Source organism: Methylomonas aurea, assembly GCF_024505045.1.
Taxonomy (GTDB): domain Bacteria; phylum Pseudomonadota; class Gammaproteobacteria; order Methylococcales; family Methylomonadaceae; genus Methylomonas; species Methylomonas aurea.
The window spans coordinates 1-26,381 of record NZ_JANIBM010000002.1 but is presented as its reverse complement, the minus strand read 5'-3'; the positions used below and the strand labels follow the sequence as shown (position 1 = coordinate 26,381).

25 protein-coding genes are annotated in these 26,381 nt (G+C 53.1%); 11 read left to right on the top strand and 14 right to left on the bottom strand.

The annotated features are described in order from the left end of the window. Position 1 precedes the first annotated feature (1 nt). From NP603_RS02040 to NP603_RS02020, 5 genes are all read right to left on the bottom strand, one after another. Positions 2–283, bottom strand: coding sequence for a DUF5615 family PIN-like protein (locus NP603_RS02040; protein ID WP_256609262.1), 282 nt, complete (start codon positions 281–283; stop codon positions 2–4). Further along, positions 280–510, bottom strand: coding sequence for a DUF433 domain-containing protein (locus tag NP603_RS02035; RefSeq protein ID WP_256609261.1), 231 nt, complete (start codon positions 508–510; stop codon positions 280–282). The genes NP603_RS02040 and NP603_RS02035 overlap by 4 nt, the downstream gene beginning before the upstream one ends. A gap of 29 nt (positions 511–539) precedes the next feature. Then, complete coding sequence (gene prfB / locus NP603_RS02030; protein ID WP_256609260.1) at positions 540–1,637, bottom strand: peptide chain release factor 2; 1,098 nt, start codon at positions 1,635–1,637, stop codon at positions 540–542. A 69-nt stretch (positions 1,638–1,706) separates the two neighbouring features. Then, positions 1,707–2,495: a prolipoprotein diacylglyceryl transferase gene (gene lgt / locus NP603_RS02025; protein ID WP_256609259.1), complete on the bottom strand. Its 789-nt coding sequence runs from the start codon at positions 2,493–2,495 to the stop codon at positions 1,707–1,709. A gap of 96 nt (positions 2,496–2,591) precedes the next feature. After that, positions 2,592–3,536: a LysR family transcriptional regulator gene (locus NP603_RS02020; protein WP_256609257.1), complete on the bottom strand. Its 945-nt coding sequence runs from the start codon at positions 3,534–3,536 to the stop codon at positions 2,592–2,594. 107 nt (positions 3,537–3,643) lie between these two features. On the opposite strand from NP603_RS02020, the gene ppc reads away from it, so the two are divergent. Genes ppc through NP603_RS01995 form a run of 5 tightly spaced genes read left to right on the top strand, consistent with a single transcriptional unit; the run spans position 3,644 to position 11,340 of the window. Continuing rightward, positions 3,644–6,442, top strand: a complete 2,799-nt coding sequence (gene ppc, locus NP603_RS02015; protein ID WP_256609256.1) for a phosphoenolpyruvate carboxylase — start codon at positions 3,644–3,646, stop codon at positions 6,440–6,442. Between the two features lie 21 nt (positions 6,443–6,463). Then, positions 6,464–8,122, top strand: coding sequence for an ATP-binding cassette domain-containing protein (locus tag NP603_RS02010; RefSeq protein ID WP_256609255.1), 1,659 nt, complete (start codon positions 6,464–6,466; stop codon positions 8,120–8,122). Between the two features lie 2 nt (positions 8,123–8,124). Next, positions 8,125–9,480 carry an HlyD family secretion protein gene (locus NP603_RS02005; protein ID WP_256609254.1) on the top strand — a complete coding sequence of 452 codons (1,356 nt, stop codon included), beginning with the start codon at positions 8,125–8,127 and terminating at the stop codon, positions 9,478–9,480. Further along, positions 9,477–10,889: a TolC family protein gene (locus NP603_RS02000; RefSeq protein WP_256609253.1), complete on the top strand. Its 1,413-nt coding sequence runs from the start codon at positions 9,477–9,479 to the stop codon at positions 10,887–10,889. The genes NP603_RS02005 and NP603_RS02000 overlap by 4 nt, the downstream gene beginning before the upstream one ends. Positions 10,890–10,899: 10 nt before the next feature. Continuing rightward, complete coding sequence (locus tag NP603_RS01995; RefSeq protein WP_256609252.1) at positions 10,900–11,340, top strand: hypothetical protein; 441 nt, start codon at positions 10,900–10,902, stop codon at positions 11,338–11,340. 24 nt (positions 11,341–11,364) lie between these two features. Here NP603_RS01995 and NP603_RS01990 read toward each other — a convergent pair whose 3' ends face one another. From NP603_RS01990 to NP603_RS01975, 4 genes are read right to left on the bottom strand one after another with little or no spacing between them, the layout of a single operon-like run. Then, complete coding sequence (locus NP603_RS01990) at positions 11,365–11,679, bottom strand: non-heme iron oxygenase ferredoxin subunit (RefSeq protein ID WP_256609251.1); 315 nt, start codon at positions 11,677–11,679, stop codon at positions 11,365–11,367. A 34-nt stretch (positions 11,680–11,713) separates the two neighbouring features. Then, positions 11,714–12,466, bottom strand: coding sequence for a class I SAM-dependent methyltransferase (locus NP603_RS01985; protein ID WP_371928722.1), 753 nt, complete (start codon positions 12,464–12,466; stop codon positions 11,714–11,716). Beyond that, positions 12,466–12,921 (bottom strand): Fe-S cluster assembly sulfur transfer protein SufU, encoded by a 456-nt coding sequence (gene sufU / locus NP603_RS01980; RefSeq protein ID WP_256609250.1) that lies wholly within the window; start codon positions 12,919–12,921, stop codon positions 12,466–12,468. The genes NP603_RS01985 and sufU overlap by 1 nt, the downstream gene beginning before the upstream one ends. Continuing rightward, positions 12,921–14,144 carry a cysteine desulfurase gene (locus NP603_RS01975; RefSeq protein WP_256609249.1) on the bottom strand — a complete coding sequence of 408 codons (1,224 nt, stop codon included), beginning with the start codon at positions 14,142–14,144 and terminating at the stop codon, positions 12,921–12,923. Before NP603_RS01975 ends, sufU begins: the two co-directional genes overlap by 1 nt. Before the next feature lie 80 nt (positions 14,145–14,224). On the opposite strand from NP603_RS01975, the gene NP603_RS01970 reads away from it, so the two are divergent. Continuing rightward, positions 14,225–14,785, top strand: a complete 561-nt coding sequence (locus tag NP603_RS01970) for a Uma2 family endonuclease (protein WP_256609248.1) — start codon at positions 14,225–14,227, stop codon at positions 14,783–14,785. A 10-nt stretch (positions 14,786–14,795) separates the two neighbouring features. Here NP603_RS01970 and sufD read toward each other — a convergent pair whose 3' ends face one another. The 5 genes from sufD to NP603_RS01945 form a co-directional block, all read right to left on the bottom strand. Continuing rightward, complete coding sequence (gene sufD, locus NP603_RS01965; protein WP_256609247.1) at positions 14,796–16,100, bottom strand: Fe-S cluster assembly protein SufD; 1,305 nt, start codon at positions 16,098–16,100, stop codon at positions 14,796–14,798. Beyond that, positions 16,097–16,846, bottom strand: a complete 750-nt coding sequence (gene sufC, locus NP603_RS01960; protein WP_256609246.1) for a Fe-S cluster assembly ATPase SufC — start codon at positions 16,844–16,846, stop codon at positions 16,097–16,099. Before sufC ends, sufD begins: the two co-directional genes overlap by 4 nt. 401 nt (positions 16,847–17,247) lie before the next feature. After that, complete coding sequence (locus tag NP603_RS01955; protein ID WP_256609245.1) at positions 17,248–17,499, bottom strand: hypothetical protein; 252 nt, start codon at positions 17,497–17,499, stop codon at positions 17,248–17,250. A gap of 663 nt (positions 17,500–18,162) precedes the next feature. After that, on the bottom strand, positions 18,163–19,611 hold the full coding sequence (sufB, locus tag NP603_RS01950; RefSeq protein WP_256609244.1) for a Fe-S cluster assembly protein SufB: 1,449 nt from the start codon (positions 19,609–19,611) through the stop codon (positions 18,163–18,165). 14 nt (positions 19,612–19,625) lie between these two features. Beyond that, the gene (locus NP603_RS01945) at positions 19,626–20,075 is read right to left on the bottom strand and encodes an SUF system Fe-S cluster assembly regulator (protein WP_256609243.1); all 450 of its coding nucleotides are present in this window, start codon (positions 20,073–20,075) and stop codon (positions 19,626–19,628) included. A gap of 214 nt (positions 20,076–20,289) precedes the next feature. On the opposite strand from NP603_RS01945, the gene NP603_RS01940 reads away from it, so the two are divergent. From NP603_RS01940 to NP603_RS01920, 5 genes are all read left to right on the top strand, one after another. Next, positions 20,290–21,066, top strand: coding sequence for a polysaccharide deacetylase family protein (locus tag NP603_RS01940; RefSeq protein ID WP_256609242.1), 777 nt, complete (start codon positions 20,290–20,292; stop codon positions 21,064–21,066). Positions 21,067–21,213: 147 nt separating this feature from the next. Next, positions 21,214–22,188 (top strand): glycosyltransferase, encoded by a 975-nt coding sequence (locus NP603_RS01935; protein ID WP_256609241.1) that lies wholly within the window; start codon positions 21,214–21,216, stop codon positions 22,186–22,188. A gap of 21 nt (positions 22,189–22,209) precedes the next feature. Next, entirely contained in the window at positions 22,210–23,493 is a 1,284-nt protein-coding gene (locus tag NP603_RS01930; RefSeq protein WP_256609240.1) for a putative O-glycosylation ligase, exosortase A system-associated, read from the top strand. Between the two features lie 256 nt (positions 23,494–23,749). Further along, on the top strand, positions 23,750–23,923 hold the full coding sequence (locus NP603_RS01925) for a hypothetical protein (protein ID WP_256609239.1): 174 nt from the start codon (positions 23,750–23,752) through the stop codon (positions 23,921–23,923). Between the two features lie 281 nt (positions 23,924–24,204). Then, positions 24,205–26,298 carry a sulfatase gene (locus NP603_RS01920; protein WP_256609238.1) on the top strand — a complete coding sequence of 698 codons (2,094 nt, stop codon included), beginning with the start codon at positions 24,205–24,207 and terminating at the stop codon, positions 26,296–26,298. Positions 26,299–26,381: the final 83 nt, after the last annotated feature.

The window sequence follows — 26,381 nt, the reverse complement described above, 5'->3', positions numbered from 1 at the left end:
ACTATCGGTCCAGAGGCAGCAAGCGCACCCATTCGCGTAACTCGTCGGCAACGACCAGAGCGCCGTTCTCGAGTTCGGTATGAAAACGGCGCAACAACCCGATTGCCCGCGGTCCCAACGCTTGCGGTGCGATGTTTTGAGTGCGAATTTGAAACACACTGGGCGATTCAGCACCCGTCAGCGTCAACAAAGTCCCGAAGTCCAGATCATGGGTAAAAACCACGGCGCCAACCAACACCGGCAACCAACCCGGCGACAAGTTCATATCCAGCAATAGTTTCACGCCGCGTGCAAAGGCAATTCGATTTCCTCTGCTCGCCAAGCCGCAAAGCGCAACGCCTCGGTGATATCGTCAGCCTCCAAATAAGGGTATAAATCGAGAATCTGCTGAACCGAATAACCGCTGGCAACCAAACCGACCACCGTACCAACGGTGACCCTAAGGCTGCGTATGCAAGGTTTACCTCCCATTAGATTCGGGTCGAAAGTAATCCGTTGAAAATTTTTCATCACGCCCTCCGGTTCAGGTAAGGTTCGTTTTACAACCCGCTCTTCAAACTCGCCTCAATAAACTGGTCCAACGCCCCGTCCAATACCGCCTGAGTATTGCCGGTTTCGACATTGGTGCGCAGGTCCTTGATCCGCGATTGGTCCAGCACGTATGAACGAATCTGGCTACCCCAGCCGATGTCGGATTTGGAGTCTTCAATCGCCTGCAAGCCTTCGCTACGTTTCAGCATTTCCATCTCGTACAGCTTGGCTTTGAGTTGTTTCATCGCCGTGTCTTTGTTTTTATGCTGCGAACGGTCGCTTTGGCATTGGGTGACGATGCCGCTGGGCGCGTGGGTAATCCGCACCGCCGATTCGGTCCTATTGACGTGCTGGCCACCGGCACCGCTGGCGCGATAGACATCTATGCGCAAATCGGCCGGATTGATGTCGATTTCGATGTCATCGTCGATTTCCGGCGAGACGAAAACGGACGCGAACGAAGTATGGCGGCGGTTGCCGGAATCGAACGGCGATTTGCGCACCAGCCGGTGCACGCCGGTTTCGGTACGCAACCAACCGAAAGCATACGGGCCTTCGAACTTGATCGTCGCACTTTTGATGCCGGCTACGTCGCCCGGCGATTCTTCGATCAGTTCGGTTTTGAAGCCCTTGGCCTCGCCCCAGCGCAAATACATGCGTTCTATCATCGATGCCCAATCCTGCGCCTCGGTGCCGCCGGAACCGGCCTGAATATCCAGAAACGCATTGTTGGCGTCCATTTCGCCGCTGAACATGCGCTGGAATTCCAGATTGGCGACTTGCTTTTCGTAACCCTCCAGGTCGCTGGCGACGGTGTCGACCGTGTCAGCGTCGTTTTCCTCCACCGCCATCGCCAACAATTCCTCGGCATCGTTCAGGCCTTGCTCCAGATCCTTGATGGTATTGACAATACCTTCCAGCATCGCCCGCTCCTTACCCATCGCCTGCGCCTGTTCCGGCTTGTTCCAGATCGCCGGATCTTCCAGTTCGCGCAAAACTTCCACCAGCCGTTCGCTTTTGCTGTCGAAATCGAGATAGTTCTTCAACCCGGCGCTACGCTCGCGCAGATCGGCAATCTTGTATTTAATCGGATTAATTTCTTGCATGAACCTATGCTCAAACAAAACGCCGGGCAAAGAACCCGGCGCAGATAAAAAACCGGCGATTATAAACGATTAGCCGGCCGGTTTGGATTCCCGCGTGCGGAACGACCAGACGATACAACCGATTCCGGCCAACACAAAGGGCACGCTCAATAACTGGCCGGTGGTGATCGCCAGGCCGTTGTCGTACATGGCTTGCTCGGTTTTGAAGTATTCCAGTACGAAACGGACGCTGAACAACATGGCGATAAAGCTGCCGAATACGAAGCCGGGCTGGTCGCCGCGCTTGGTATAAATCCGCAGCGACACGGCGTAAACCAGCAGATAGCAAAGCGCCTCGTAAAGCTGCACCGGATGGCGCGGCAAGTGGTCGACACGAGAAAACACCACACCCCACGGTTGCGCGGTCGGGATTCCGAGGATTTCGGAATTGAAAAAATTGCCGATTCGAATCAAGGCGCCGGCCAATGCGGTCGGAATGCTGACCCGATCCAGCAACCAGAAATAGCTATCGCCGTATTTGCGCCGGTATAGGTACAACGCCAGAATGATGCCCAGGGTGGCGCCGTGACTGGCCAAGCCGCCCTCCCATACCGCCAGGATTTTCAGCGGGTGCGACAGGTAATAACCCGGATCGTAAATCAGCGTGTGCCCGAGCCGGGCGCCGAGGATGGTAGCGATCACCATATACCAGAGCAAGGTATCCAGTTCCTCGACGTTCTTGCCTTCGCGCTGGTAAATCCATTGCATGGTCAGAAAGCTGCCGACGAAACCGCAGGCAAACAACAAACCGTACCAGCGAATTTTTAAAAAACCGAAATCGACCAGAATCGGATCGATGTTCCAGATCAAGTGTTCCATGATAGTGGCAAGCGAGGCTAAGATCGGTAAAGGTTACTAGGTTACAAAAATCGGAGCAAATCCACCAACCCAAGCCCGGCCCCTTTGCCGGATAGACTAAACCTGGCCAACCGCGACCACTTCCGTAGCTGGCGCGTTGGATAACAAGCCGAACAAGCCTTTTTGCGCCTGCTCCAGAATCGTGTTCACCAATGGATGCTTTAACCGCCGCTGCGCGGTCACCGCATAAAACCGCTCGACCACGCCGTCGGCGATGCCCAACGTACATACTCCGTACTGGCTCTCGATCGCCTCCGCCACCGCCAGCGGCGAGAAAAACAAGCCGCTGCCGCCGGCGCCGAAGGTTTTCAGCAACCCGCTGTCTTCGACCTCGACCTGCACCGTCGGACTGATTTGATTGACATCGAACCATTGGTCCAACGAGCGGCGCAACGCGGTATTCGCGGTCGGCAACAGAAACGGCGCGCCGTTCAGACAACGCGGAAAGTCGCTTCGGTAGCGCTCCGCCAGTGCCGGAGCAGCAAAAATCGCGACCTGCGACTCGCCCAGAAAATGGTTGAACACCCGGGCTCCGCTGGCCGGCGTCGCCGGCACGTCGCACAACACCAGATCCACGCCGTGCAGAGCCAGTTCCGCCAGCAAGCGCTCGGTCTTGTCTTCCAAACAATGGATCTGAACCGGCTCCGCCATACGCAGCAACGGCTCGACCAAACGGTACGACAATAATTTCGGCAATGCATCGCTGATACCCAAATTCAGGCGCATGCCGCGGCCGCCGCCGCCCTTCAACATGTGCGTCAACTCGCGCCCCAGACTGAATATTTCCTCCGCATAGTGAAATACCGCACGACCGGTATCGCTCAGCAGCAATTTCCGTCCCTGCTTAACGAACAATTGGCAGCCCACGGCCTGTTCGAATATCGCCAATTGGCCGCTGATGGTGGGCTGGGCCAAATGCAATACCTCGCAGGCGGCACTGATGCTGCCATGTTTGGCAACGACCCAAAAATAGTAAAGATGCTGGTAATTGATTCGATCCATGGCCTCAATACATCGGAATTTTCTATGAAATAAATTTATTTATTCAATTTTACTATTTTTCTAACAAGACATATCTTTTGGCCAACACAAATTTTCCGAGATCGGCCATGACCAACGCCCAGACATACGATGACAAAGCCCTGCGCAGCAACTTCCGCTTGCTAAAACAAATCTTGGCGCAAGTGCTCAAAACCGAAGCCGGCCCGAACGTTTCGGGCATGGTCGAGCAACTGCAACGCCAATTCGCCGCGTTGCAGCGCGACAACAGCGCCAACCGCCGCCGACAGTTGTCCGACACGCTGAACAAGCTGGCGCCCGAGGCGCAAACCGAAGTGATCCGCGCCTTCAGCATGTTCTTCAGCCTGCTCAACATCGCCGAGGAATCGGCCAACTTGCACCAGCGGAGGCGGCTAGCCGAAAACGATAAGCACTTTTGGCCGGGTTCGTTCCACGATACGCTGCTGAACTTACGCCAGGCTGGCGTCGATGCCGGACAATTACAGTGTTTGCTCGATAACCTGAGCTACATGCCGGTCATGACCGCGCATCCGACCGAAGCCAAGCGCCGGGCTGTACGCGGCGCATTGCGCAACATTTTTCTGAGCCACGAGAAACTCGACGACCCACGGCTAAAAGGCTATTTCCGGGCCGAAGTGCTGGAGCGGCTGCACGGCCAGATCCAATTGCTCTGGAAAACCGACGAGGTGCGCGCCCGCGGTATGGGCGTAGTCGACGAGATCGACGCCGGCTTGTATTACTTCCCGTTGTCGTTGTTCGAAGCTACCGCCCGGGTTTACCGCAATTTCCAGCGCGCGCTGCATGATGTTTACGGCGCCGACGCGGCCGCGGTCAAAGTCCCCAATTTCCTCAGTTTCGGTTCCTGGATCGGCGGCGACCGCGACGGCAACCCTAACGTCAAACCGGAAACCACCGCGCTGGCTTTGCGCATGCAGACCCGCACCGTGTTACAAGCCTACATTGCCCGCGTCGCCGCGCTACGCGAGCAACTGTCCTATTCGTACGGCTTGTGCCAACCCACAGCTGCATTTTTGCAAAGCCTGCAACATGAGCGCGAGTTACTGGGCGATGTCGCCATCCCGTTGGAGCGCAGCTGCCGCCAGGAGCCTTACCGGCATAAATTGAGCCTGATGAAATACCGGCTGGAAGCCGCGTTGAACCGGGTCGAACAGCGTATCGAACAAACATCGGGTGCCAGCGACATTCATGCCTACGCCGGCGCTCCGCATTTTTTGGCCGATTTGCGGCTGATCCGCGAGTCGTTGATCAGCCACGGCGATCAAGCGGTAGCGGACCTGGAGCTGCTGGACCTGATCCGGCTGGTCGAGACCTTTGGCTTTCATCTGATGCAGCTTGACGTGCGCCAGGAATCGACCCGCCACAGCGACGCGGTGGCAGAGATCTTTACGCTCGCGCTGCAAATCGACTACCACAGCCTCGACGAACCCGGACGTTTGCAGTTACTGGGCGAAGCGATCGCGGCCCCCGGCAGCTTGAGCTACGACAACCAGCTGTTGAGCGACGCGACGCAGGAAACGCTGGAAGTGTTTCAAGTCATGGCCGACATGCGCCGGGAAATCGGTGCCGACTGCTTCAGCCGCTATGTGATTTCGATGACTCACTCGGCCAGCCATATCATGGAGGTGCTACTACTGGCCGCGCAAACCGGCCTGGCCGGCCGCATCGGCGGCCGCTGGTATTGCCATGTCGGCGTGTCGCCGTTATTCGAGACCATCGAAGATTTAAGCCATATCGACACGGTTTTGCGTACCTTGCTGGCGCAACCGGTCTACCGCGCCTTGCAGCAGGCTTACGGCCAACGCCAGGAAGTTATGTTGGGTTATTCCGATTCCTGCAAGGACGGCGGCATTCTGGCCTCGGCCTGGGGCCTGTACCGGGCTCAACAACTGGTCATGGAAATCAGCGACAGCGAAAGCATCCCCTGCCGCTTGTTCCACGGCCGTGGCGGTACCATCGGCCGCGGCGGCGGCCCGACCCATCAAGCGATTCTGGCGCAACCGCCGGCTACAGTGCGCGGCCAGATCAAATTCACCGAGCAAGGCGAAGTGCTGTTCTACCGCTACAACAACATGGAGACTGCGGTCTACGAATTGACCATGGGCATCACCGGCTTGATGAAAGCCAGCGTCAGCCTGGTGCAACCGGTCGCCGAGGATCGTGCCGAATCGCTGGCGATCATGAGCGAATTGGCGGCCCTGGGCGAGCGCGGCTATCGGCAATTGACCGAACATACGCCCGGTTTTCTGGATTATTTTTACGAAACCACTCCGGTCACTGAAATCGGCCAACTCAACATCGGCTCCCGGCCATCACACCGAAAAAAGCAGGATCGTTCGAAAAAATCGGTGCGGGCCATTGCCTGGGTCTTCGCCTGGGCCCAATCGCGGCAGACCTTCCCGGCTTGGTATGGCATCGGCTCCAGTCTGGAAAATTGGTGCGCCGGCAAGCCGGAGCGACTGAAAACGCTACGCGAGCTATACTGCACCTGGCCGTTCTTCCGCAATCTGCTCAGCAACGCGCAAATGGCATTGAGCAAGTCCGACATGGACATCGCCCGCGAATACGCCGCCTTGTGCGCCGACACGGAAGTCGGCAAACGCATCCACGGTTTGATCGCCGCCGAGCATCGCCGCTGTGTAGACTGGATTCTGGAAATCGCCGAAAGCGAAAAATTATTGGCCGACAATCCGGAACTGGCCGCTTCGCTGCACCGTCGCAACGACTATCTCGGCCCGCTGAACTTTTTGCAGGCGGACTTGCTGCGCGCGGTACGCCAGGCTGAAGAGAACGATGGCGAAATCCCGGCAATGCAACCCTTACTACGCACGATCAATGCGATTGCGGCCGGGATGCGCAACACCGGTTAGGAACTTCACAAGGAGCTGAGCATGGCATCGCACGATCCGTTACAACGCTTGAAACGGCTGATCCTGATCGAACGGGAAGATATCGGCTCGTTAGTGGCTTATGGCGTCGGTATCGGCCTAATGTCGCTGGCGACGCCGGTCGCGGTACAGGCGTTGGTCAATACCATCGCCTTCGGCGCGTTGCTGCAACCGCTGGTCGTGTTGACGCTGATCCTGCTAGTGCTGCTGTCGTTCAGCAACAGTCTGGTCGCGCTGCAGTTCTACGTGGTCGAAATGCTGCAACGCCGGTTGTTCGTCAGGTTGTTCGGCGAAGCCGCCGAACGGCTGCGCAATGCGGCGATGACGGTACGCGACCAACAGTACCTGCCGGAGCTGGCCAACCGCTTCTTCGACGTGGTGTCGCTGCAAAAGACCGCCGCATCGCTATTGCTGGAAACGCTGGGCTATCTGCTACAAACCCTGATCGGCATGTTGCTGCTGGCGTTTTACCACCCCTTGTTGCTGGCGTTCGACTTGTTTCTGGTGGTTGCGCTGTACCTGATCCTGTTTGTGATGGGCAAACAAGGCATCCCGACCGTGATCGAACAATCCCGAGCCAAATATACGGCGGCGGCTTGGCTGGAAAACATCGCCGCCAATCCCTTGCTCGGCAAAAGCCGGCGCGGCGAGGATTTCGTTAACCTACAAACCGAACGCATCGCTCAGCATTATCTCGCCGCTTGCGTCAACCACTTCCGGATATTGTCCCGGCAGAACATCGGCGCATTGGTACTGCATACCCTGGCCAACACAGCCCTGTTGGGCATGGGCGGCTGGATGGTGATCGAGCGCCAGCTCAGCCTGGGCCAGTTGATCGCCGCCGAACTGGTGGTCAACGCCATGGTCTACGGCCTGACCCGGCTCGGCAAAACCCTGGATAATTTTTACGAACTGGTCGCCAGCGTCGACAAAATCGGCTACCTGCTGGATTTGCCGCAGGAAGCCGGCCAAGGCGGGCAACCGGAGCCTGCCGAACGCGGCTGCCGGGTCGAAATCAAACAACTCTGCCTGCCGGGCACGCCTTACTCCGATCAGGCCAATCGGCTCGATTTAACGCTGGAACCAGGGGAACGCATAGCCATCAGCACCGGTGCCGATCGCGGCACGCTGCTCGATGCGATTTTCGGTTTACGCACGCCAAGTGCCGGTCAAATTCTGCTAAACGGTCAGGATCTGCGCGACTTGAGTCTGGGCCGTCTGCGCGACACCATAGGTTTGGTGCGCCATGCCGAATTGGTGGAAGCAACCGTTGCCGAAAACCTGAACTTAGGCAGCGATTTGGCACTGTTCGAAATGCGCAAAGCACTCGCTCAAGTCGGACTACTCGACGCCATTTCGGCCCTGCCCGACGGCTTGAATACCGCTTTGTGCCCGCACGGGGCACCGCTCAGCGAAGAACAAGCCCTGCGCTTGACCTTGGCCCGGGCCATCGCCGTCAAGCCCCAGCTATTGTTGATCGACAAGGCGCTGGACCGGATCGACGCCCGCTACTTACCCGGTATACTCGAATGCCTGACCGCCGCCGATGCGCCATGGACCTTGCTCGTGATCAGCCACGAGCCGTTGGTTCTGGCCCGGTTCCGACGCCAAGCCGTGTTGGTGGAAGGCCGTTTGCTGGAAACGTTGATTGAGGGAGCATAACGATGCATAGCGAAACCGACGATTGGCTGCCGGGCAACCACCTGAGACTGTTAAGCGATGCGGTCACAGCCCCGATTGCGGGTAAGATCGCCCGCTCTTTACTGCTGCTGCTGACAGTGCTGTTGTTCTTGTTGTTATTGACACCATGGCAGCAGAACGTACGCGGTATCGGCCGCGTCGTGGCCTATATCCCCGGCGACCGCCAACAAACCGTCGGCGCGCCGGTGGAAGGCCGCATCTCGCGCTGGCTGGTCAAGGAAGGCAGCCGGGTCAGGGCCGGCGAAGTGATCGCCGAATTGCGCGACAATGACCCGCTGCTGCTGCAACGGCTGGAAAGCGAACGCCAAGCCTTGCTCGGCCGGCAAACCGCGATCGACAACCGGGTGGAAACCTTCCGCGAACAATTGCGCATGGCCGAACAGGCCCGACCGCAAGCGCTGGCCGCGGCCGAATCCCGGCTGGAGATGGCCCGCCAACGCCAACGCCAAGCCGTGCAAGGCGCCGAAGCCGCCAGCGCCGCCCGCTTGACCTCGTCCTTGAATTTGACCCGGCAACAAACCTTACAAGAGAAAGGCTTGGCCTCGCGGCGCACGCTGGAATTGGCGCAACTGGAAATGGCGCAACGTAGCGCCGATCTCGACCGCGCCCACGCGGCACTGGCGGCGGCCAGGAGCGAAGTCGACGCGGTGGGCGCCGATCTGCGCAAATTGACCGCTGACACCACCGCCAGCGTCGAAAAAGCCCGCGCCGAGTTGAACAAGGCCATCGAAGACCAGAATTATTTGCGTGCGGATTTGCTTAAGGTCGAAACCCGTCTGGCCCGCCAGCAAACCCAAACCATCACTGCGCCGCGCGACGGTACGGTATTGCGCTTGTTGGTCAATCCGAATGCGGAAATGGTCAAGGCCGGCCAACCTCTAGCGATGCTGGTGCCGGACACCGACCAGCGCGCGGTGGAGCTATGGGTCGACGGCAACGACCTGCCGCTGATCGTCTCCGGCAGCAAGGTGCGCCTGCAATTCGAAGGTTATCCCGCCATCCAGTTCGGCGGTTGGCCCGAATTTTCGATCGGTTCGTTCGGCGGCCGAGTGGTGCTGATCGATGCCACCGACGACGGCAAGGGCCATTTTCGGATCCTGGTGCAACCCGATCCGGACGACATTCCCTGGCCGGAAGTGCGTTTTCTACGCCAAGGCGTCCGCGTCAACGGTTGGGTACTGCTCGGCCAAGTCACGCTGGGCTACGAATTGTGGCGGATCTTCAACGGCTTCCCGCCGTTAGTCTTGCCGGAGCCCGAAGTCAAGGATGCCAGTAAAGGCGACGACAAGAAAGCCGACAGCGGCGAGAAAAAAGAATGAAAACCAAGGCAGCGATTCTGATTTTAGCCTGGCTGCCGCTGCTGGCCTCGGCCGAACCCGCGCCCGCGCCGCGGCCACTGGCTTTGGCAGAAGTGTTGGATGCGGCCTTGCGGGCGTTTCCGGGTTTACTGGCGGCGGAGCAGCGTAAGCAAGTCGCCGAAGGCGAGCTGCAAACCGCGGAGGGCGGCTTCGATACTCTATTGAAATCTCAAAACCGCTGGTCGGTAGCCGGCATGTACGAAAACCGCAATTACGATGTGGTGGTCGAACAACCGACCAGTCTGTGGGGCGCGACGTTTTTCGGCGGGTGGCGGCGCGGCAGCGGCCAATATCCGATCTATGAAGGCAAAAGCCAGACTGCCGACGATGGTGAGGCGCGAATCGGTGTCAACATCCCGTTATGGCGTAACCGCGAGATCGACCGTCGCCGCGCCAGTTTGCAACAAGCCGAACTCGGCAAATTGATCGCCAACCACGAGTTCGATCAAGTCTTGTTGGAAGTGCGGCGCCAAGCCAGCCACCGCTATTGGGACTGGGTCTTGGCCGGCCTGCGCGCCCGCACCGCGGCGCAACTGCTGCAAATTGCCGAACAACGTAACGACGGCATTCTGCAGCGGGTCGCCGCCGGCGACATTCCGGATTTCGAAGCGCTGGACAACCAGCGGGCGATCATCGAGCGCCGCGAACGGCTGGTCGCCGCCAAACGTATGCTGGAACAAAGCGCGATTCAGTTATCGTTGTACTGGCGCGACGCCGACGGCCAACCGCAATTGCCCACCGACGAATTATTGCCGAACGGCTTTCCGGAACGTGAGCCCAAAATCGAAGCGGATTTCGAAAACGCCGCTCAACTGGCGCGCAGCCAACGGCCGGAATTGAAGCGTTTGGAATTGCAGAGCCAGCAGACCGAGACCGAACTGGCTTTGCAAAACAACCAGCGTAACCCGGCCGTTGATTTCTCGGTGATGGGGGCCAGCGACATCGGCTATGCCAAAGATAAGTTGAACCGCGACGAACTCTATCTTGGTTTGAATGTCGATATACCGCTACAACAGCGGGTCGCCGGCGGTCGTGCACAAACGGCGGCAGCCAATTTAAGGCGTCTGCGCTGGGAGCGCACCGGCACGGAGGACCGGATCAATGCTGAAGTGAAGGATGTGCTGTCGGCCTTGAACGCCGCCCGCCAGCGGCTGAGGCTAAGCGAACAGCAGCAGCAGGCGGCCCGCCAGTTGGAGGAAGGGGAACGCACTCGCTTCGAATGGGGTGAAACGACTTTGTTATTTGTTAACTTACGCGAAATAGCCAGCGGCGACGCGACGTTGCAAGCTGCTGATGCGGCGGCCAGCCTATTCAAGGCCCATGCCGACTTTCAGGCCGCGGTCGCCGCACCTTTGGATTACGCACAATGAGGTGATGAGTATGATTAGAAAGTTTGATAAAAGCCAATTTTCTCGAACCACGATAATCAAGACTTTGGTGTTGGTCGGTTTGCTGATCGTTTGCGTAAAATTCCCTGTCGAGACTTTGCACTTTATTGCCGTGGCAGTTCATACGGTCTACGAAAGCGTAGCCTTTGCCGTGGAAGAGTTATTGACGCACGTTTTCGGTTTCAGCAAGTTCCAGGCGCAAATGATCGTGTTTTATAGCAGTTGCGCCATCGGTGCCGGCGTTTTGTACCGGATCGTCCGACACTTGCCGATCTGGTTGCAGCGGGCGAAACGCTACTGCATCGAAAGCTGTGTCCGCTTGCGGGAACGGTGGCAAAGCTATTGGGAGATGTTGCCGGTCTTGCAGAAGATGCAGTTGTTGTTGGTCGAATTCGCCTTTTTGGCCGGTAGCGTTGGCTATATGTTGGTTTGATAACCGGCCACTTTCAGGCCTGCCTCAGGCCGGGGCAGCGACCTGAAGTCTGCCGGCTTCGACCCTCACCGGAAAAGTGGCCACATCTTCGTAGGCGGGCGCGCATTTGACTTGGCCAGTCTTGACGCAAAACCGGGCGCCGTGGCGCGGACAGACGATTTCGTCGCCGTCCAGTTCGCCGCTGGCGATCTCGGCGCCGTCGTGGGTGCAGACATCGGCAATGGCGTAAAACTCACCGCCGATGTTGAACACGGCAACGTCGTCGCCGTCAACATCCACCACTATATGTTCGCCGTCGGCCAAGGCCGAGGCAGCCACTACGTCAATCCACTCTGCCATGCTGTTCTCGCTTGTTTGGTAACAGGACTTTCGTCTATTTCAAATACACATCGTAACGGAGCAGTTTGCCCTGCAAACTCTCACTGGGCTTGCCGCCCAGCGGTTCGGCATAATCCGGGCTTTTGACGACCACCCGCCTGCCGGTTGCCGCCCAGGCGACGTCGAACAATTGCTGCCGATCGAGATCGTCGCCGAGAATATCGCGCAGGATGGCCATCGACTTGCGGGTCGCCGCCGATTGCTTGCGCTTGGCGGGAAACATCGGATCGAGATAAATGCAGTCCGGCGCCTCCGGCAAATTAGCCAACAACTCGATGGCGTTACCCACCAGTAAGGTTGGTGGTTTGAGTTCGCGCCGCTGAACCCAGTCTTTTTGCGCCAAACGTTCGAAACCGTCTGCAATCAACGCCGCCATTACCGGCGAGCGCTCGATGCAAGTTACTTGATAACCCATCCGAAACAAAGCCAGACTGTCTTGCGCCCAACCGCAGGTGGCGTCAACAACAGAGTACGTTTTCTTGCCCACCGCCTGCGCCAGCAAATCTTTTTTCGGGGCCGGATAGGAATGCTGTTCGCCGGGGCGCGGATCGACTTCGACCGCCAAACCGCCCTTTTTCAGGTTTTGTCGGTCCAACAGTTTCAGACAACCATCACGGTAGGCGAGAAAAAGCTCGCCGTCGCCAACTAAGGCTTGCTCCAAGTCCACCAGATCGGCAACCAAATGCTGCGCTAGCCTGGCGTCGCGAAAGTCGCCGCCGCGCAGCACGGCCAGTTTGTGCGCGGACACTATTCGGTGGAAACCGCTTCCTGTTGATTCTTCAACGCCGCATCCAGCGTATGCCAAGCCAAGGTCGCGCATTTGACCCGCGCAGGATATTCGCGCACTCCGGCCAGTACCGCCAGTTTGCCGATCGCTTCCAGGTTGATGTCCTCGGTCTTGCCGGTGGTCATTTCGTGGAATTGTTTGAATAAGGCTTCCGCGTCGTTTTCAGTCATGCCCTTGATGATTTCGGTCATCAGCGACACCGAGGCGGTGGAAATCGCGCAGCCGGAACCCTGAAAGCTGGCATCCTGAATCACATGGTCGCCGCCGATTTTCAAAAACAAGGTGAGTTTGTCGCCGCACAGCGGATTAAAACCATCCACCCGCCTGTTCGCGTCATCCATGATGCGGAAATTGCGCGGGTTGCGGTTGTGGTCGAAGATGACCTCTTGGTATAGGTCGCGTAATTCGTCAAACATTAGCCAAACACCTCAATTAGGGACTTGATGCCTTGCATCAAAATATCGATTTCTTGCCGGGTATTGTACATGGCAAATGACGCGCGCGCCGTGGCCGGTACGCCGTAAAAGTCCATGACCGGCATCGCGCAATGATGCCCGGCACGCACGGCGATACCCAAGCTGTCCAGCATGGTGCCGATGTCGTGCGGGTGGATATGGTCCAGCGTGAACGACAGGATGCCGCCCTTATGCTCGGCTTGGCCGATGATGTTCAGGCCTTTGATTTGCTGCGCTTGGTCGGTGGCGTAGTCCAGCAATTCAGCTTCGTAAGCGGCAACGTTATCCATGCCAATCGCACTGACGTAATCAATCGCGGCACCCAGCCCAATGACCTCGGCAATCGCCGGGGTACCGGCCTCGAATTTATGTGGTAAACCGGCGTAGGTGGTTTTTTCGAAGGTCACTTGCCGAATCATGTCGCCACCGCCTTGATACGGCGGCATTGCTTCCAGCAGGGCTTGCTTGCCGTACAACACGCCGGTGCCGGACGGGCCGTAGAGTTTATGGCCGGAAAATACGTAAAAATCGCAATCCAGCGCCTGGACATCGACCGGCATATGCGGAATCGCCTGAGCGCCGTCCAGCAGCACTGGGATATTTTTAGCGTGGGCGGCTGCGATGATTTTCTCGACCGGATTGATACTACCCAGCGCGTTGGACATGTGGGTGATGGCGACCAATTTGGTGTTACTGTTTAGTAGCTTTTCGAACTCGTCAAACAGCAATTCGCCTTGTTGATTAATCGGCGCGACTCTTAAGACTGTACCGATCTGCTGGCACAGCATCTGCCACGGCACAATGTTGGCGTGATGCTCCATCGCACTAATCACAATTTCATCGCCGGCTTTAAACTGCGACTTGCCGTAACTCTGCGCAACCAGGTTGATCGCTTCGGTGGCACCGCGCACGAAGATGATTTCTTTTTCGCTGCTGGCATTAATAAACGCCCTGACCTTTTCCCGCGCCGCCTCGAAGCGATCCGTGGCCTTGACGCTGAGCGTATGCACACCGCGATGGATGTTGGCATATTCGTGGCTATAGGTGCGCACGATGGCATCGATCACCGCTTGCGGCTTTTGGCAACTGGCGGCGTTGTCCAAATAAACCAAGGGTTTATTGCGGATCTTTTCACCGAGGATAGGGAAGTCGGCGCGGATGTGTTCGATTGGAAATGTGCTCATCGCTAACTGTTTGGTTTAATTGATTTCGTCTTTTCTAAACACTAGAATCGATTCAGTCGATTCGTTCATTGGATAAAACTATGGTCGCCGTTTTCCCGCAAAAACACCTCACCGACATCGCCGAGTGGCATCGCATGGGCGAGGCCGGGATTTTTCCGCCTGAAGCGCGCCTGGAACTGATCGAAGGAGAAATTTTGCATATGGCACCGATTGGCTTTAATCATGCCGGGCATGTTGCCCGACTCATTCATGCCTTAACGCTGCGCGTTCAAGGCCGAGCCATTGTCAATTCGCAAAATCCCGTTCAACTTGGCGACCTGTCCGAACCGGAACCGGATTTTTTATTGCTAAAACCCAACCCCGATTTTTACACCACCCGACACCCCAAGGCTGGCGACGTGCTATTGCTGATCGAAGTTTCCGACAGCACGCTACGTTTCGACCGCGAGCAAAAACGCCGTTTGTATGCCACCCACCAAATCCCCGAGTATTGGATCGTCAATCTGATCGACAACTGCCTGGAAATCTACCGGCAACCCGACGATGGCGATTACCAGGAGCAAACAACGTTAGCGAAGGCCGACACTGTCAGTCTGGTTGCCCTGCCGGAGATTCAGGTTCGAGTCGCCGACATCCTGTAGACGTTGGCTCCTACAAATTCATCGCCGGAAACCGCGCCAATAACTCCTGCAATAACAAGCCCTTCAACTCGGCATTCTCCACCTTATCCGCCATTTCATTGGCAAAAGCGAAGGTCAAAATGTTTCGTGCCGTTTCCGCATCGACACCGCGCGACTGCAGGTAAAACACCGACTTTTCTTCCAACTGGCCGACGGTGACGCCATGCGAGCATTTGACGTCGTCGTTATAAATTTCCAGCTGCGGTTTGGTATCGACCTCGGCATCGGCCGATAGCAACAAATTGCGGTTGTTCATTTCCGAATCGGTATGTTGCGCGCCCTCGGCGACCACCACCCGGCCCTGAAACACGCCACGCGCCTTTTTATCCAGCACACCTTTATAAAACTCGCGGCTGATAGCGTAAGGCTGCAAATGGTTGATGCGGGTGTGATTGTCCAGATGCTGGCGGCCGCTGGCGACGAACAAGCCGTTCAGGGTGCATGCCGACGCTTTGTCCAGATCGCTATGAATATCGCTACGCGCAAGCAAACTGCCGAGCGCAAAATTGTGGTGAGCAAAACGGCTATCCGGCGCTTGCTTGACGTAAGTACCGCCAAAGTGCTGCGCCTTGGCGGCTTCCAATTGCGCTTTGTAGAAAGTCAAACCGGCGTTGCGGCCCAACAGACATTCGTTGACCGACACCGTGAAATAGCTGTCGGCACTGCCGACGTAAGTCTCGATGATTTCCGCTTCGGCCTGGTCGTTGACGAGGAACAGATTGCGGCTGACGACCAGCGCGTTGGCCTCGGTCACCACGTGCAGAATCTGCAACGGTTTATCCAATTGCTGCTTGGCGGCAACCTCGATCACGACACCATCGGCGAACCAGGCAGTGTTGAACGCAACCAGATTGTGTTCGCTACTGGCGACCGCTTGGCCCAATTTACCGGCAAGCGCTGCGGGATTTTGCGCCAGTACCTCGGCCAAACTGCGCACGCTGACGCCGTCGTTCAAACCGGACAAAGCCGACAAACCGGCAACATAGCGACCGTTAACCAGCACCACGCTATAAGCGTCTTCCAGGCGGTATGACTGTAACCACGCCGCGTCAATGCCCTGTTCCGCAACCGGCGCGAACACGGTTTTGTTCAACGCCGACAGATTGGTGTAACGCCATTCTTCTTCGCGGATATTGGGAAAGCCGCGCTCGGCAAAGGCAGCCAAGCCTTCGGCACGGAGTTGCTGCAACCATGGCTGATCGACACCCGGCAACGACGGTGCCAAGTCTTGGTAGGCAGACAGATATGAATAAGCTGATTGTTCGGCGGCGATCATGCGGCTTGCCCTTCCAGCCAGCTGTAACCTTTTTCTTCCAGCTCCAACGCCAGCTCCGGCCCGCCGGACTTGACGATTTTGCCGTCCGCCAACACGTGCACTACGTCGGGTTTGATGTAATCCAGCAGGCGTTGATAATGGGTGATCATCAAGAACGAGCGCTCGGCGGCACGCAGCGAATTGACGCCGTCGGACACAATCCGCAACGCGTCAATGTCCAGGCCGGAATCGGTCTCGTCGAGGATGCACAACTTCGGCTCCAGCACCGCTGCCTGCAAAATCTCGTTACGTTTCTTCTCGCCGCCGGAAAAACCTTCGTTGACCGCGCGGTACAAAAATTTCTCGTCCATCTGCAACAACTTGACCTTGCTTTTGACGATGGTCAGAAAATCCATCGCATCGACTTCCGGCAGGCCCTTGTGCTTGCGCATCGCATTCAGGGCCGCTTTCAGCAAATAGATGTTGCTGACACCCGGAATCTCGACTGGATATTGAAACGCCAGAAACACCCCTTCGCGGGCGCGGACTTCCGGGTCCATTTCCAGCAAATCCTTGCCGTCGTAAGTCACGCTGCCTTCAGTGACGGTGTAACCGGGTTTGCCGGACAGCACGTGCGACAAAGTGCTCTTGCCGGCGCCGTTAGGGCCCATGATGGCGTGAACTTCGCCTGGGTTTATGTCCAGGGTTAGACCCTTTAATATGGGTTTGTCGTTGATGGTTACGTGGAGATTTTTTATGCTGAGCATACGTTTTTTACCTAAGTTTTTAAAATGTAGGCTGGGTAGAACGAAGTGAAACCCAGCATTAAATCTTTAATTTGTGTCGCTGACGCGACGGTGTTTTGTAAGTCGGTTCTCGCACCGACAGGCGAGACACTTTTCTTTGCTTGTCCAAAGAAAAGTATCCAAAAGAAAAGACACCTGGATGCCGCTTGTTCCCTGCGCTCCGAAGCTTTTGAACGGGGTTGCCGAAAGGGGCTTCCTGCCCCTTTCGGCAACGTGCGGCATCCCTGCCGCCCCCTTCGGGCTGATCCGTTCAAAAGCTCCGGTGCTCGGCGCGACAAACGGGAGGAAAACCATCACAACTTCAAAATAAATCCAGAAAAGGCAAGTCTGATTATTACGACATAACGGGGCATACGCGGGATTTAAATATTTCCCCAAAAGGCCCATAAAACCTTTTTACTAGGTGTTAATTCTCTGGCTTCTTTTTGCCACAAAGCATGTCGCTTACCAAACTCAGCATTATCAATTTGCCCTCTCTGCGCACTGTCAGTTGAGGAATTAATATTACTTAAAATACTAGAAACAGAATCACCTGCTTCTCTATGTTTCAGAAAATATAAATCACTTGCAATATTAATTAATGAAGGGACTTTTTCATTATTAGATACTTTCACGCACCCTTGCTCCCCATATAGTCAATAGCCCTAACAATCCTTAATACTTCATTTCTTAGATCAGAAAACCTGGAGTATCTTGTAACAATCAAACCTGTATATAACCCACTAACTAGCCCTATGGGAATCCCAAGCAATAAACTTATTAATCAATCTATTGACATATTAAAACATCCAAGTGTTGAGTTTTATCTATACTAAAATTAAGCCTTGAAATAAAAAATCGTATAGGCCGCGAATAATTTCGCCTTATCTGGTCAGTTGCATCCTAAAACTCTTCCTACGAGTAATAGCTGACAAAAAGTTCCAATCCCGCGACGGGGTTTTTCCCGTTATTCCGCCCCGAGCATCGCAGCTTTTGGCTAGATCAGCCCGCAGGGGAGCGGCAGGGATGCCGCTCGTTTTCGGAGGGGCTGGGAAGCCCCTTCCGAAAACCCTCGCCAAAAGCGAGAAGCGCAGGAAATTGGCGGAATTCCGGGTGGCCTTTTCTTTGGATACTTTCTTTTGGCCAAGCAAAAGAAAGTATCTCGGCTGTCGGGCCGAGACCCGACTTTAAAACCATCCGTCGCGATAACGACGCAACGAAAACAAAAGCTACCAAACAATTCAAAAGCCGCTGTGTTGGGTTACGGCTATCGCCTAACCCAACCTACAAAACACCATTTAGCCAACCGCCCCTTCCAAACTAATCCCCAACAACGCCTGCGCCTCCACCGCAAACTCCATCGGCAATTCCTTAAATACTTCCTTACAAAACCCATTCACAATCATCGACACCGCATCTTCGGCCGACAAGCCCCGCTGCTGACAGAAGAACAATTGGTCTTCGCTGATCTTCGATGTGGTGGCTTCATGTTCGACTTGCGCCGACGGTTGCTTCACCTCGACATACGGAAAGGTATGCGCGCCGCATTTATCGCCTACCAATAGCGAATCGCACTGAGTATGGTTGCGGGCGTTCTCGGCGGATTTGGCGACTTTGACCAAGCCGCGATAAGTGTTCTGCGCTTTGCCGGCGGAAATACCTTTCGACACGATGGTGCTGCGGGTATTTTTGCCGATGTGGATCATCTTGGTGCCGGTGTCGGCTTGTTGCAAATTGTTGGTTAAGGCCACCGAGTAAAACTCGCCGACCGAGTCGTCGCCCAACAACACGCAACTGGGGTATTTCCAGGTGATCGCCGAACCGGTTTCGACTTGCGTCCACGAAACCTTGGAATTACGGCCACGGCATTCGGCGCGCTTGGTGACGAAGTTGTAGATCCCGCCGACACCGTCTTTGTCGCCGGGATACCAGTTCTGTACCGTCGAGTATTTGATCTGAGCGTTTTCCAAAGCGACCAATTCAACGACTGCCGCATGCAACTGGTTTTCGTCGCGCATCGGCGCGGTGCAGCCTTCCAGATAGGACACGTGCGAGCCTTCGTCGGCAATGATTAAGGTCCGTTCAAACTGACCTGTGTTGGCAGCGTTGATTCTAAAATAGGTGGACAACTCCATCGGGCAACGCACACCTTTGGGGATGTAAACGAAGGAACCGTCGGTAAACACTGCCGAGTTCAACGCGGCGAAAAAGTTATCGCCAACCGGTACGACGCTACCAAGGTATTGTTTGACCAGTTCAGGGTGTTCCTGTAACGCTTCGGAAATCGGACAAAAAATCACCCCTGCCTCTTTGAGCTTGCCTTTAAAGGTGGTGGCGACCGATACGCTGTCGAACACCGCATCGACGGCGATGCCGGCCAGTCGCTCTTGCTCGTCCAAAGGTATGCCCAGCTTTTTGTAAGTTTCCAGCAACTCCGGATCGACTTCGTCCAGGCTTTTAGGTTTATCCTTTTTTGACTTGGGTGCCGAATAATAGCTAATGGCTTGGTAGTCGATGGGATCGATTTTCAACTGGGCCCAATCCGGCTCGTTCATGGTCTGCCAATGACGAAACGCCTTGAGCCTGTATTCGAGCATGAATTCCGGTTCGTTTTTAACTTTCGACAACCTGCGAATCACATCTTCATCCAGACCAGGCGGAAAAGTGTCGGCTTCGAGTTCGGTAACGAAACCTTGCTTGTATTCCTGGCTGATCAGGTTTTCGATTTCTTGGGCGGATGTGGACATAAGCATTTACTAAATTATCGAAACAATTGGTTGACCGGAATGTATACCTCATCCGGCTGTTTAAACGGCGAGACCATGTCCGCCAAAGTTATCGACTCCAGTGCATTCGCAATCTTCCGGTTTATCAGATCCCAATTACCCTGGATTCGGCAGCCACTAGCCTGATCGCAGCCTTTGTGCGAAGCACTGCACTCGGTCAAGGCTATGGGCCCCTCGAGGGCGGTAATGACGGTAGCCACCGTAATTCTGCCGGGATCGCGCGCCAATGCATATCCGCCTTTCGCCCCTCGCACAGATACAACAACACGCGCCTTGGTCAAAATTTTCAAAATCTTACTAACCGTCGGCTGGGCAATCCCGGTAACTTCAGCGAGCTCGAAAGCACCGTGCAAACGATCTGTTTCTCGAGCCATATAGCTCAGAATTACCGTTGCATAATCAGTCAGTTTACTTAGCCGCAACACTCGCCACCCTCCAGAATTAGGACTATTTTAGTCTTATTTAATTACCGAGTAAAGCGCTTGGTTTTTAACTTTTTGACACCTTCATAGAGAGACCAGCCTCGCCCGGCCAAAACGGTGCGCAAAAACACGTATCCAACTTTCAGTGAAACATTTGGTTTTTTGCAATACACTTTGACTCAACCGCAAATCGACACAAATCAAGCGCAGCCAAACCATGTCCCACATACGCAGCCCGATTGTTCTGATGTACCACGGCACCCCGAGCGAAACACCTGAATCGGTGTATTCGATCAAGTCAAATTTATTCGCTCAGCATTTAAGATACCTACAAAAGAATGACTGGACTACCATCCTGTTCAAGGACTTGGCCACACCGCACTCGTTGCCAGAAAAAAGCATTGTTTTGACCTTCGATGACGGTTACAAGGACAACTTCCAAGGTGCATTTTTACCTTTACTGGAGCACAACATGAAGGCATCTTGGTTTATCACTACCGACTGTATCGGCGGCCACGCGCAATGGCTAGGTAAAATTTCCCAACAAAGCCAAATGCTTGACGCCACGCAACTGCTCGAAATGCATTCGGCAGGAATGGAAATCGCTTCTCATACATGCTCGCATCCCGACCTGTCGCGCCTAAGCTATGACCAACAATTTGCCGAATTCAACAGCGCCAAAAAAATCCTGGAGAATTTATTGTCCGCACCAGTGACAAGCCTGGCCTATCCCTTTGGCCGATTCAACGCCAATTCGTTACCTGCTGCTGAACACGCTGGATACTCGCTAGCCTGCACAACCCGCCCTGGCTGGTTCGGAAGCGAAAACAACCCTTTTCTAGTTCGCCGAATCGCAATATTTTCCGGCGACAGCCCCGGCATATTGGCGCGAAAACTGGCCTATGCCGATAATGACGTTTCTTGGAAAAAAATCGTTAGTTACTATACTGGCCGCGTCCTGAACAAACTACACGCCAAGGTTGGCATCGATTGACAATAGTGACTGGGAATTGCTTGATAGACGAGAACAAGAAACTCTTTTTGTCTGCGGCAGCCGTTGCCGGGCAAGCGATTTATCAAAGTTAGCACTCCCGATTCGCGCCGAACATACACTATTATTCTCGACCGCAATCTAATTTAAATGAATAAGAACCGCTCGACCCGGAAACTTGCTTTTGCATTTTGCACATTCAACCGCGCAGAGCGATTGCCGGATTTAGTGGCGTCAATGCGCTTACAAACATGCCCAATTCCGTTCGAAATACTCGCCATCGATAACAACAGCGACGACGATACGCGTAGTGTTTTGGACGGAATATCGAAACTTCCGGGACCCAAGCTCAGGTACGTACATGAGCCGAATCAAGGTATCGTTGCGGCGCGTAATAGAGCTATTGCCGAAGCACTCGACTCGGATGTTCTGGTTTTTATCGATGACGACGAACTCCCCCAACCCGGACTGTTGCAAGCTGCGGTAGATGCAATTATCAATGAAGGTGCGCAATGCGTGGGCGGACGCATCGAAATCGACTTTAGAACCTTGGCGCGCCCGAATTGGCTAAGCGACGAACTACTGGGTTTTTTAGGCGCACTGAACCATGGAGACAAAGCTTTTTGGATCGAAGACACTAGCACCCCTGTCTGGGCTGGGAATATCGCTTACGATATGAACCTATTCCGCAACACCCCTGAATTAAGATTCGACAAAAGATTCGATCGAAAAGGTAAAACCATAGGTGGCGGTGAAGATGTGATGATGTTCCACCAGCTGCTAAAATCGAAACATAAAATCCGTTACAGACCGGATATGGCTATTATTCACGCGATAGAAGCATGGCGCCTTAAAAAAGCATACTTTATAAAAATACATTATCTGGCCGGATTTCGTGGCGCGCTAAATGATTTCCCCGAATATAAACGCACCATTTTTGGCATACCGCCGTTTTTAATAACACAAGGTTTAAATCAAACCCAAAAGTGGATAATCCAATTATTACAGACAGGATACGGCTTAAGACAAGCGATGAACATCAGCCACACTGTCGGCCAAATAATCGGTTGCTTCTTGCGGCGCAAAAACAGCACATTAAATCCGAACAATATTCAGTCTAATTAACATCATACCAAAAAAGTATTTGTGCGCGACATCGTTGTTCTTATATTTTTAACGGCTTGCATTATCGCAGCGACAAAAAAGCCATGGTGGGGCGTGCTTTCGCTAGCTGTATTCAGCTACTTAAATCCCCACGCGTACGCATGGGGATTCGTGAGATCTCTGCCGGCATACTATGTACTATTTTTAGTGTTGGCAGTCAGCACATTTGCAACAGACGATAAACAACCAATTCCAAAGGATTGGCGTATCCCTGTTTTTATATCGCTTTGGATATATTTTATTTTCACAACCGCCTTGGCCCCATTACAGGAAATCGCATGGGCCAAGTTTATATTTATTTGCAAAATATTCGCGCCATTTTACTTTACCTGGGTACTTATTAATACAAGAGAAAAGCTTTACTATCTGATTTCAACAATAGGCGCCTCAATTGGAATAGTAGCCGTCAAAGGCGGCGTTTTCGCAATTATCACCGCTTTCGGATACCGCGTTTACGGCCCGCCTAACACCCAATTCGAAGACAATAACTTATTTGCAGTAGCCATGCTCATGGCCATCCCACTTTTACTGGTTTTGGAGAAAGAATTAACCAAAAAATGGCTTAAAACCGGCATAATGTTAACTATTCCAGTTATATATGCAGCCTCGTTGTCATCTTGGTCCCGCGGAGCGCTGCTAACCATGATAGCACTGACTTTCATGCTAATTTCAGACAGCAAGCGCAAGCATTTAATGATACCCGTTATCATTGCGGGAGCATTCATCTTAATTCCCGCCATGCCCGAGGAATGGTTCGGACGCATGCATACTCTCGAGACCTACGAAGAAGACCTATCGGCGATGTCGCGAATCGAAGCATGGGTAGACGGTTGGAATTATGCACTAAGCCATCCTTTCACTGGTGCTGGATTCGACGGGTGGATACATGTCACGATGCGGGATTGGCACAGCTCATACATTGAAATGCTAGCCGAACACGGTTTCATCGCGTTCGGACTTTGGATATCCTTGTTGGTAGGCAGTGTTTTTAGTTTGACCGGATTGAAAAGAAAAGCCAAACGGATTGACGGCATGGAATGGGTGATCCACTATAGCTCTATGGTTAGAGCCTCAATTATCTGTTATATGATAGGCACTGCATTTCTCGGTTTATCCTACTGGGATCTGATTTATCATTTGATATTCATATCGGTATTAATTAAACAATTTGCAGCAAAGGAATTCTCGGAAAGAGAAGAACTTAGATCTGAACAATTCCCATCTAAGGCAAAACCAATCAATGTCCAGGCCTTTAAGCAAAAATGAGCCCCCAACTCTGACAGGTAGGCAAGCGAAGCTTGGCAATATGTGCACCTAAAGCGTGAATCGCTATGCAAACGCAAGAAGGGAGAACCTGATGAACGGTAACGAGAATTTAAGTCACTCAAAATGGGATTGTAAACTCACGCAATACTAATATATCGCCGGACGTTGTATAAGTTGATGAATCGGCGTTTTGGATGACATTGTTCGAAGACTTGCGAGCTATTTGAAAAGTCATTTTTTGCCTGGGCATGTACATATGCTGATATTGGTATCTCATAAATTTGCAGCGTCGGGAGCCATCTACTACGTCAAAGGTAAGATTACTATTCATTTGGCTCGTATTGTGGATACAAGAAACGGTATTTTTTGGGGCAGTTTTTGGGCACGAGGTTATTTTTTTTATCGACCTGGGGTCGGGATTAAACGATGATTCAGGAACTTATCCCGCATCGACAGCACGAAGGCCAACGAAATGAACAAAAAGTCGCGCCTACTAGCGGCTAATGTTACGGGGCTGCATTAGCGTCCCTATTTACCACATTCAGCGGTTAACAACATAAGCGCTTAGCAACAAGTCGACAAGTGCGCGATCTTTTCCAAGCCGCGTCTTCATAGGGCTTGACAACACGGGATACATGTGAATTTTTTGCTAGGCGCTTAAAGCCCCCACCGGCTCTGCCAGGGAATATTTACTCGAACCACTCAACAGAGATGGACAAGATATTAACATCTATTTACAGTTGCTCTATTACCGCACTCTGTTTATCAATTACCGTTATTATACTTGCAGTATGCAACTACTCAAGAACCGGCCCCGCAATTCAAAAAGAAATTGAAAATAAATTTGGCTACTACCTCGTATTTGCCTTGGCGAGATTGAGTTTCTGGTTATTTATTATCTTTTCTTTAGCCTCATTACCGGGCAGCATAGCCGTTTATACCATTTCAAAACTGTCCTCTTACATAAGCTTCAGTTTATACAGCAATATGGCGGGCTGTTTTTTGTCCTGTGTCGCTGTTACATTTTATTTTTTTATACACCAACTACTATACACTCCAGGAAGCATTCAACTTTCTTTCCAATATAGATTTTCAAGACTATTTTTCTTATGGAAACTTCTATCTCCCAGTTCAATCGAATTGGTGAAATTTTTGCTGTTATTGCTCTTTACTTCGTGCTGGGTAGCTACACTTTATTTTTCCATACGAGAAGCAAACCAGTTGTTTCTGTTTTACGCATCGGCGTCGGCCGTTTTTTACCTGTATATCTACTATGCAGCAAGCGAACGAGAACCACCATTAATTCAGTCAACCAAACAAGAAAAAACCAACGTTGTCATGATAGGAGCAGATACTTTACGTTGCGATCGGATTGGCGGAAACGGTTACCCGCGCGATCTAACCCCAAATATAGACAAACTGAGATCCCAAGGCGTCAGGTTAAAAACTTGCATTACGCCGCTAGCGAGGACCGCCCCCAGCATTGCGTCGCTATTTACCGGACTTTGGCCGCAGAATCATCGAATTCGAGACAATTACCCATCCGAGTCGGATTGCCATTTACCTCAAGCGTCCTTGATAGACATACTAAATCAGCATGGATATCTCACAGCGGCAGTATCAGATTGGTGCGGAGCTGATTTTGCCAAACTTAATTTCAATTTTACGGAAGCTTCGGTGGCTGAAGATCAATGGAACATCAAACTTTTACTGCGGCAGGGCCCCTCCCTAATTAGAAATGTTTTATCACTGTTCACAAAAAATCCATTAGGAAAACGTTTTCTTCCCGAATTTTATTATTTAGCGGGAGCAACATTAACCAGTCAGATGGGCCGCGAGCTCAGAAAATATTTAGCTCATTGCGCACAAGGCTCACAACCTTTTTTTATAAATTTATTTACATCCACCACACACGTCCCATTCAATTCCGAATATCCTTATTATAATTTATTCACACCCAAAGACTACAAAGGGGAATCGCGATTTATAATGACTCGACTGGCATCCCCTGAAGAAATCATCAACAAACAAGAAAAAAGCACTGAGTTTTTCGATGTTCCACAAATTATTAATCTCTACGACAGCTGCGTAAAGCAATTCGATGACGAGGTTGGAAAAATTTTGGACTATCTAGATAAATCCGGTTTATCCGACAATACGATTATAGTTATTTACAGTGATCATGGTGCGGATTTCTTCGAAACCGGATGTTGGGGACAGGGAAACACTCTCGTCGGGAACGACCCGAGCGGCAAGATTCCGCTGATAATAAAGGGACCAGGGGTCCCGAAAGACCTCGATTTCGAACCACTCACACGCTCGATCGACATAATGCCAACCTTACTGGAACTTTTGGGTATTCCAATACCAACCAATATCGACGGCATCAGTTTGGTACCTTATGTTAAGAATCAGACATCTCCAAACCTATTCGCGTATCAAGAAACCGGAATATGGCTAGGAAAAATCCCCGGCTTACATCCACGCCAAATATGCTATCCCAACATAGTCGAATTACTGGATATTCCAAATAAAGACACTGGAACATTGGTCGTTAATGAAAAATTTTATCCGACCGTTATACGTGCCAAAAACAGATCCATACAAAATCAAAAATGGAAGCTGGTATATATACCGACATACGATGGACCGATTTATCAGCTATATGATTTAGATAGCGATCCATATAAAAACGTTATCGATCACTTTCCCAGCATATTCGCCGAGTTGAAAGAGCTATTGGACGCGCATATCGCGAACGATTCAGAGCATACTACTCAGAACTCCGTGACTCCCGATTATTAAACTGGGCTGATTCAAAAGTGAAGTGCAACTGTTAACCGGCGTGCAAAACTTTCCAGGGTCCTGGGGAAAAGGGCGTTGAAAAG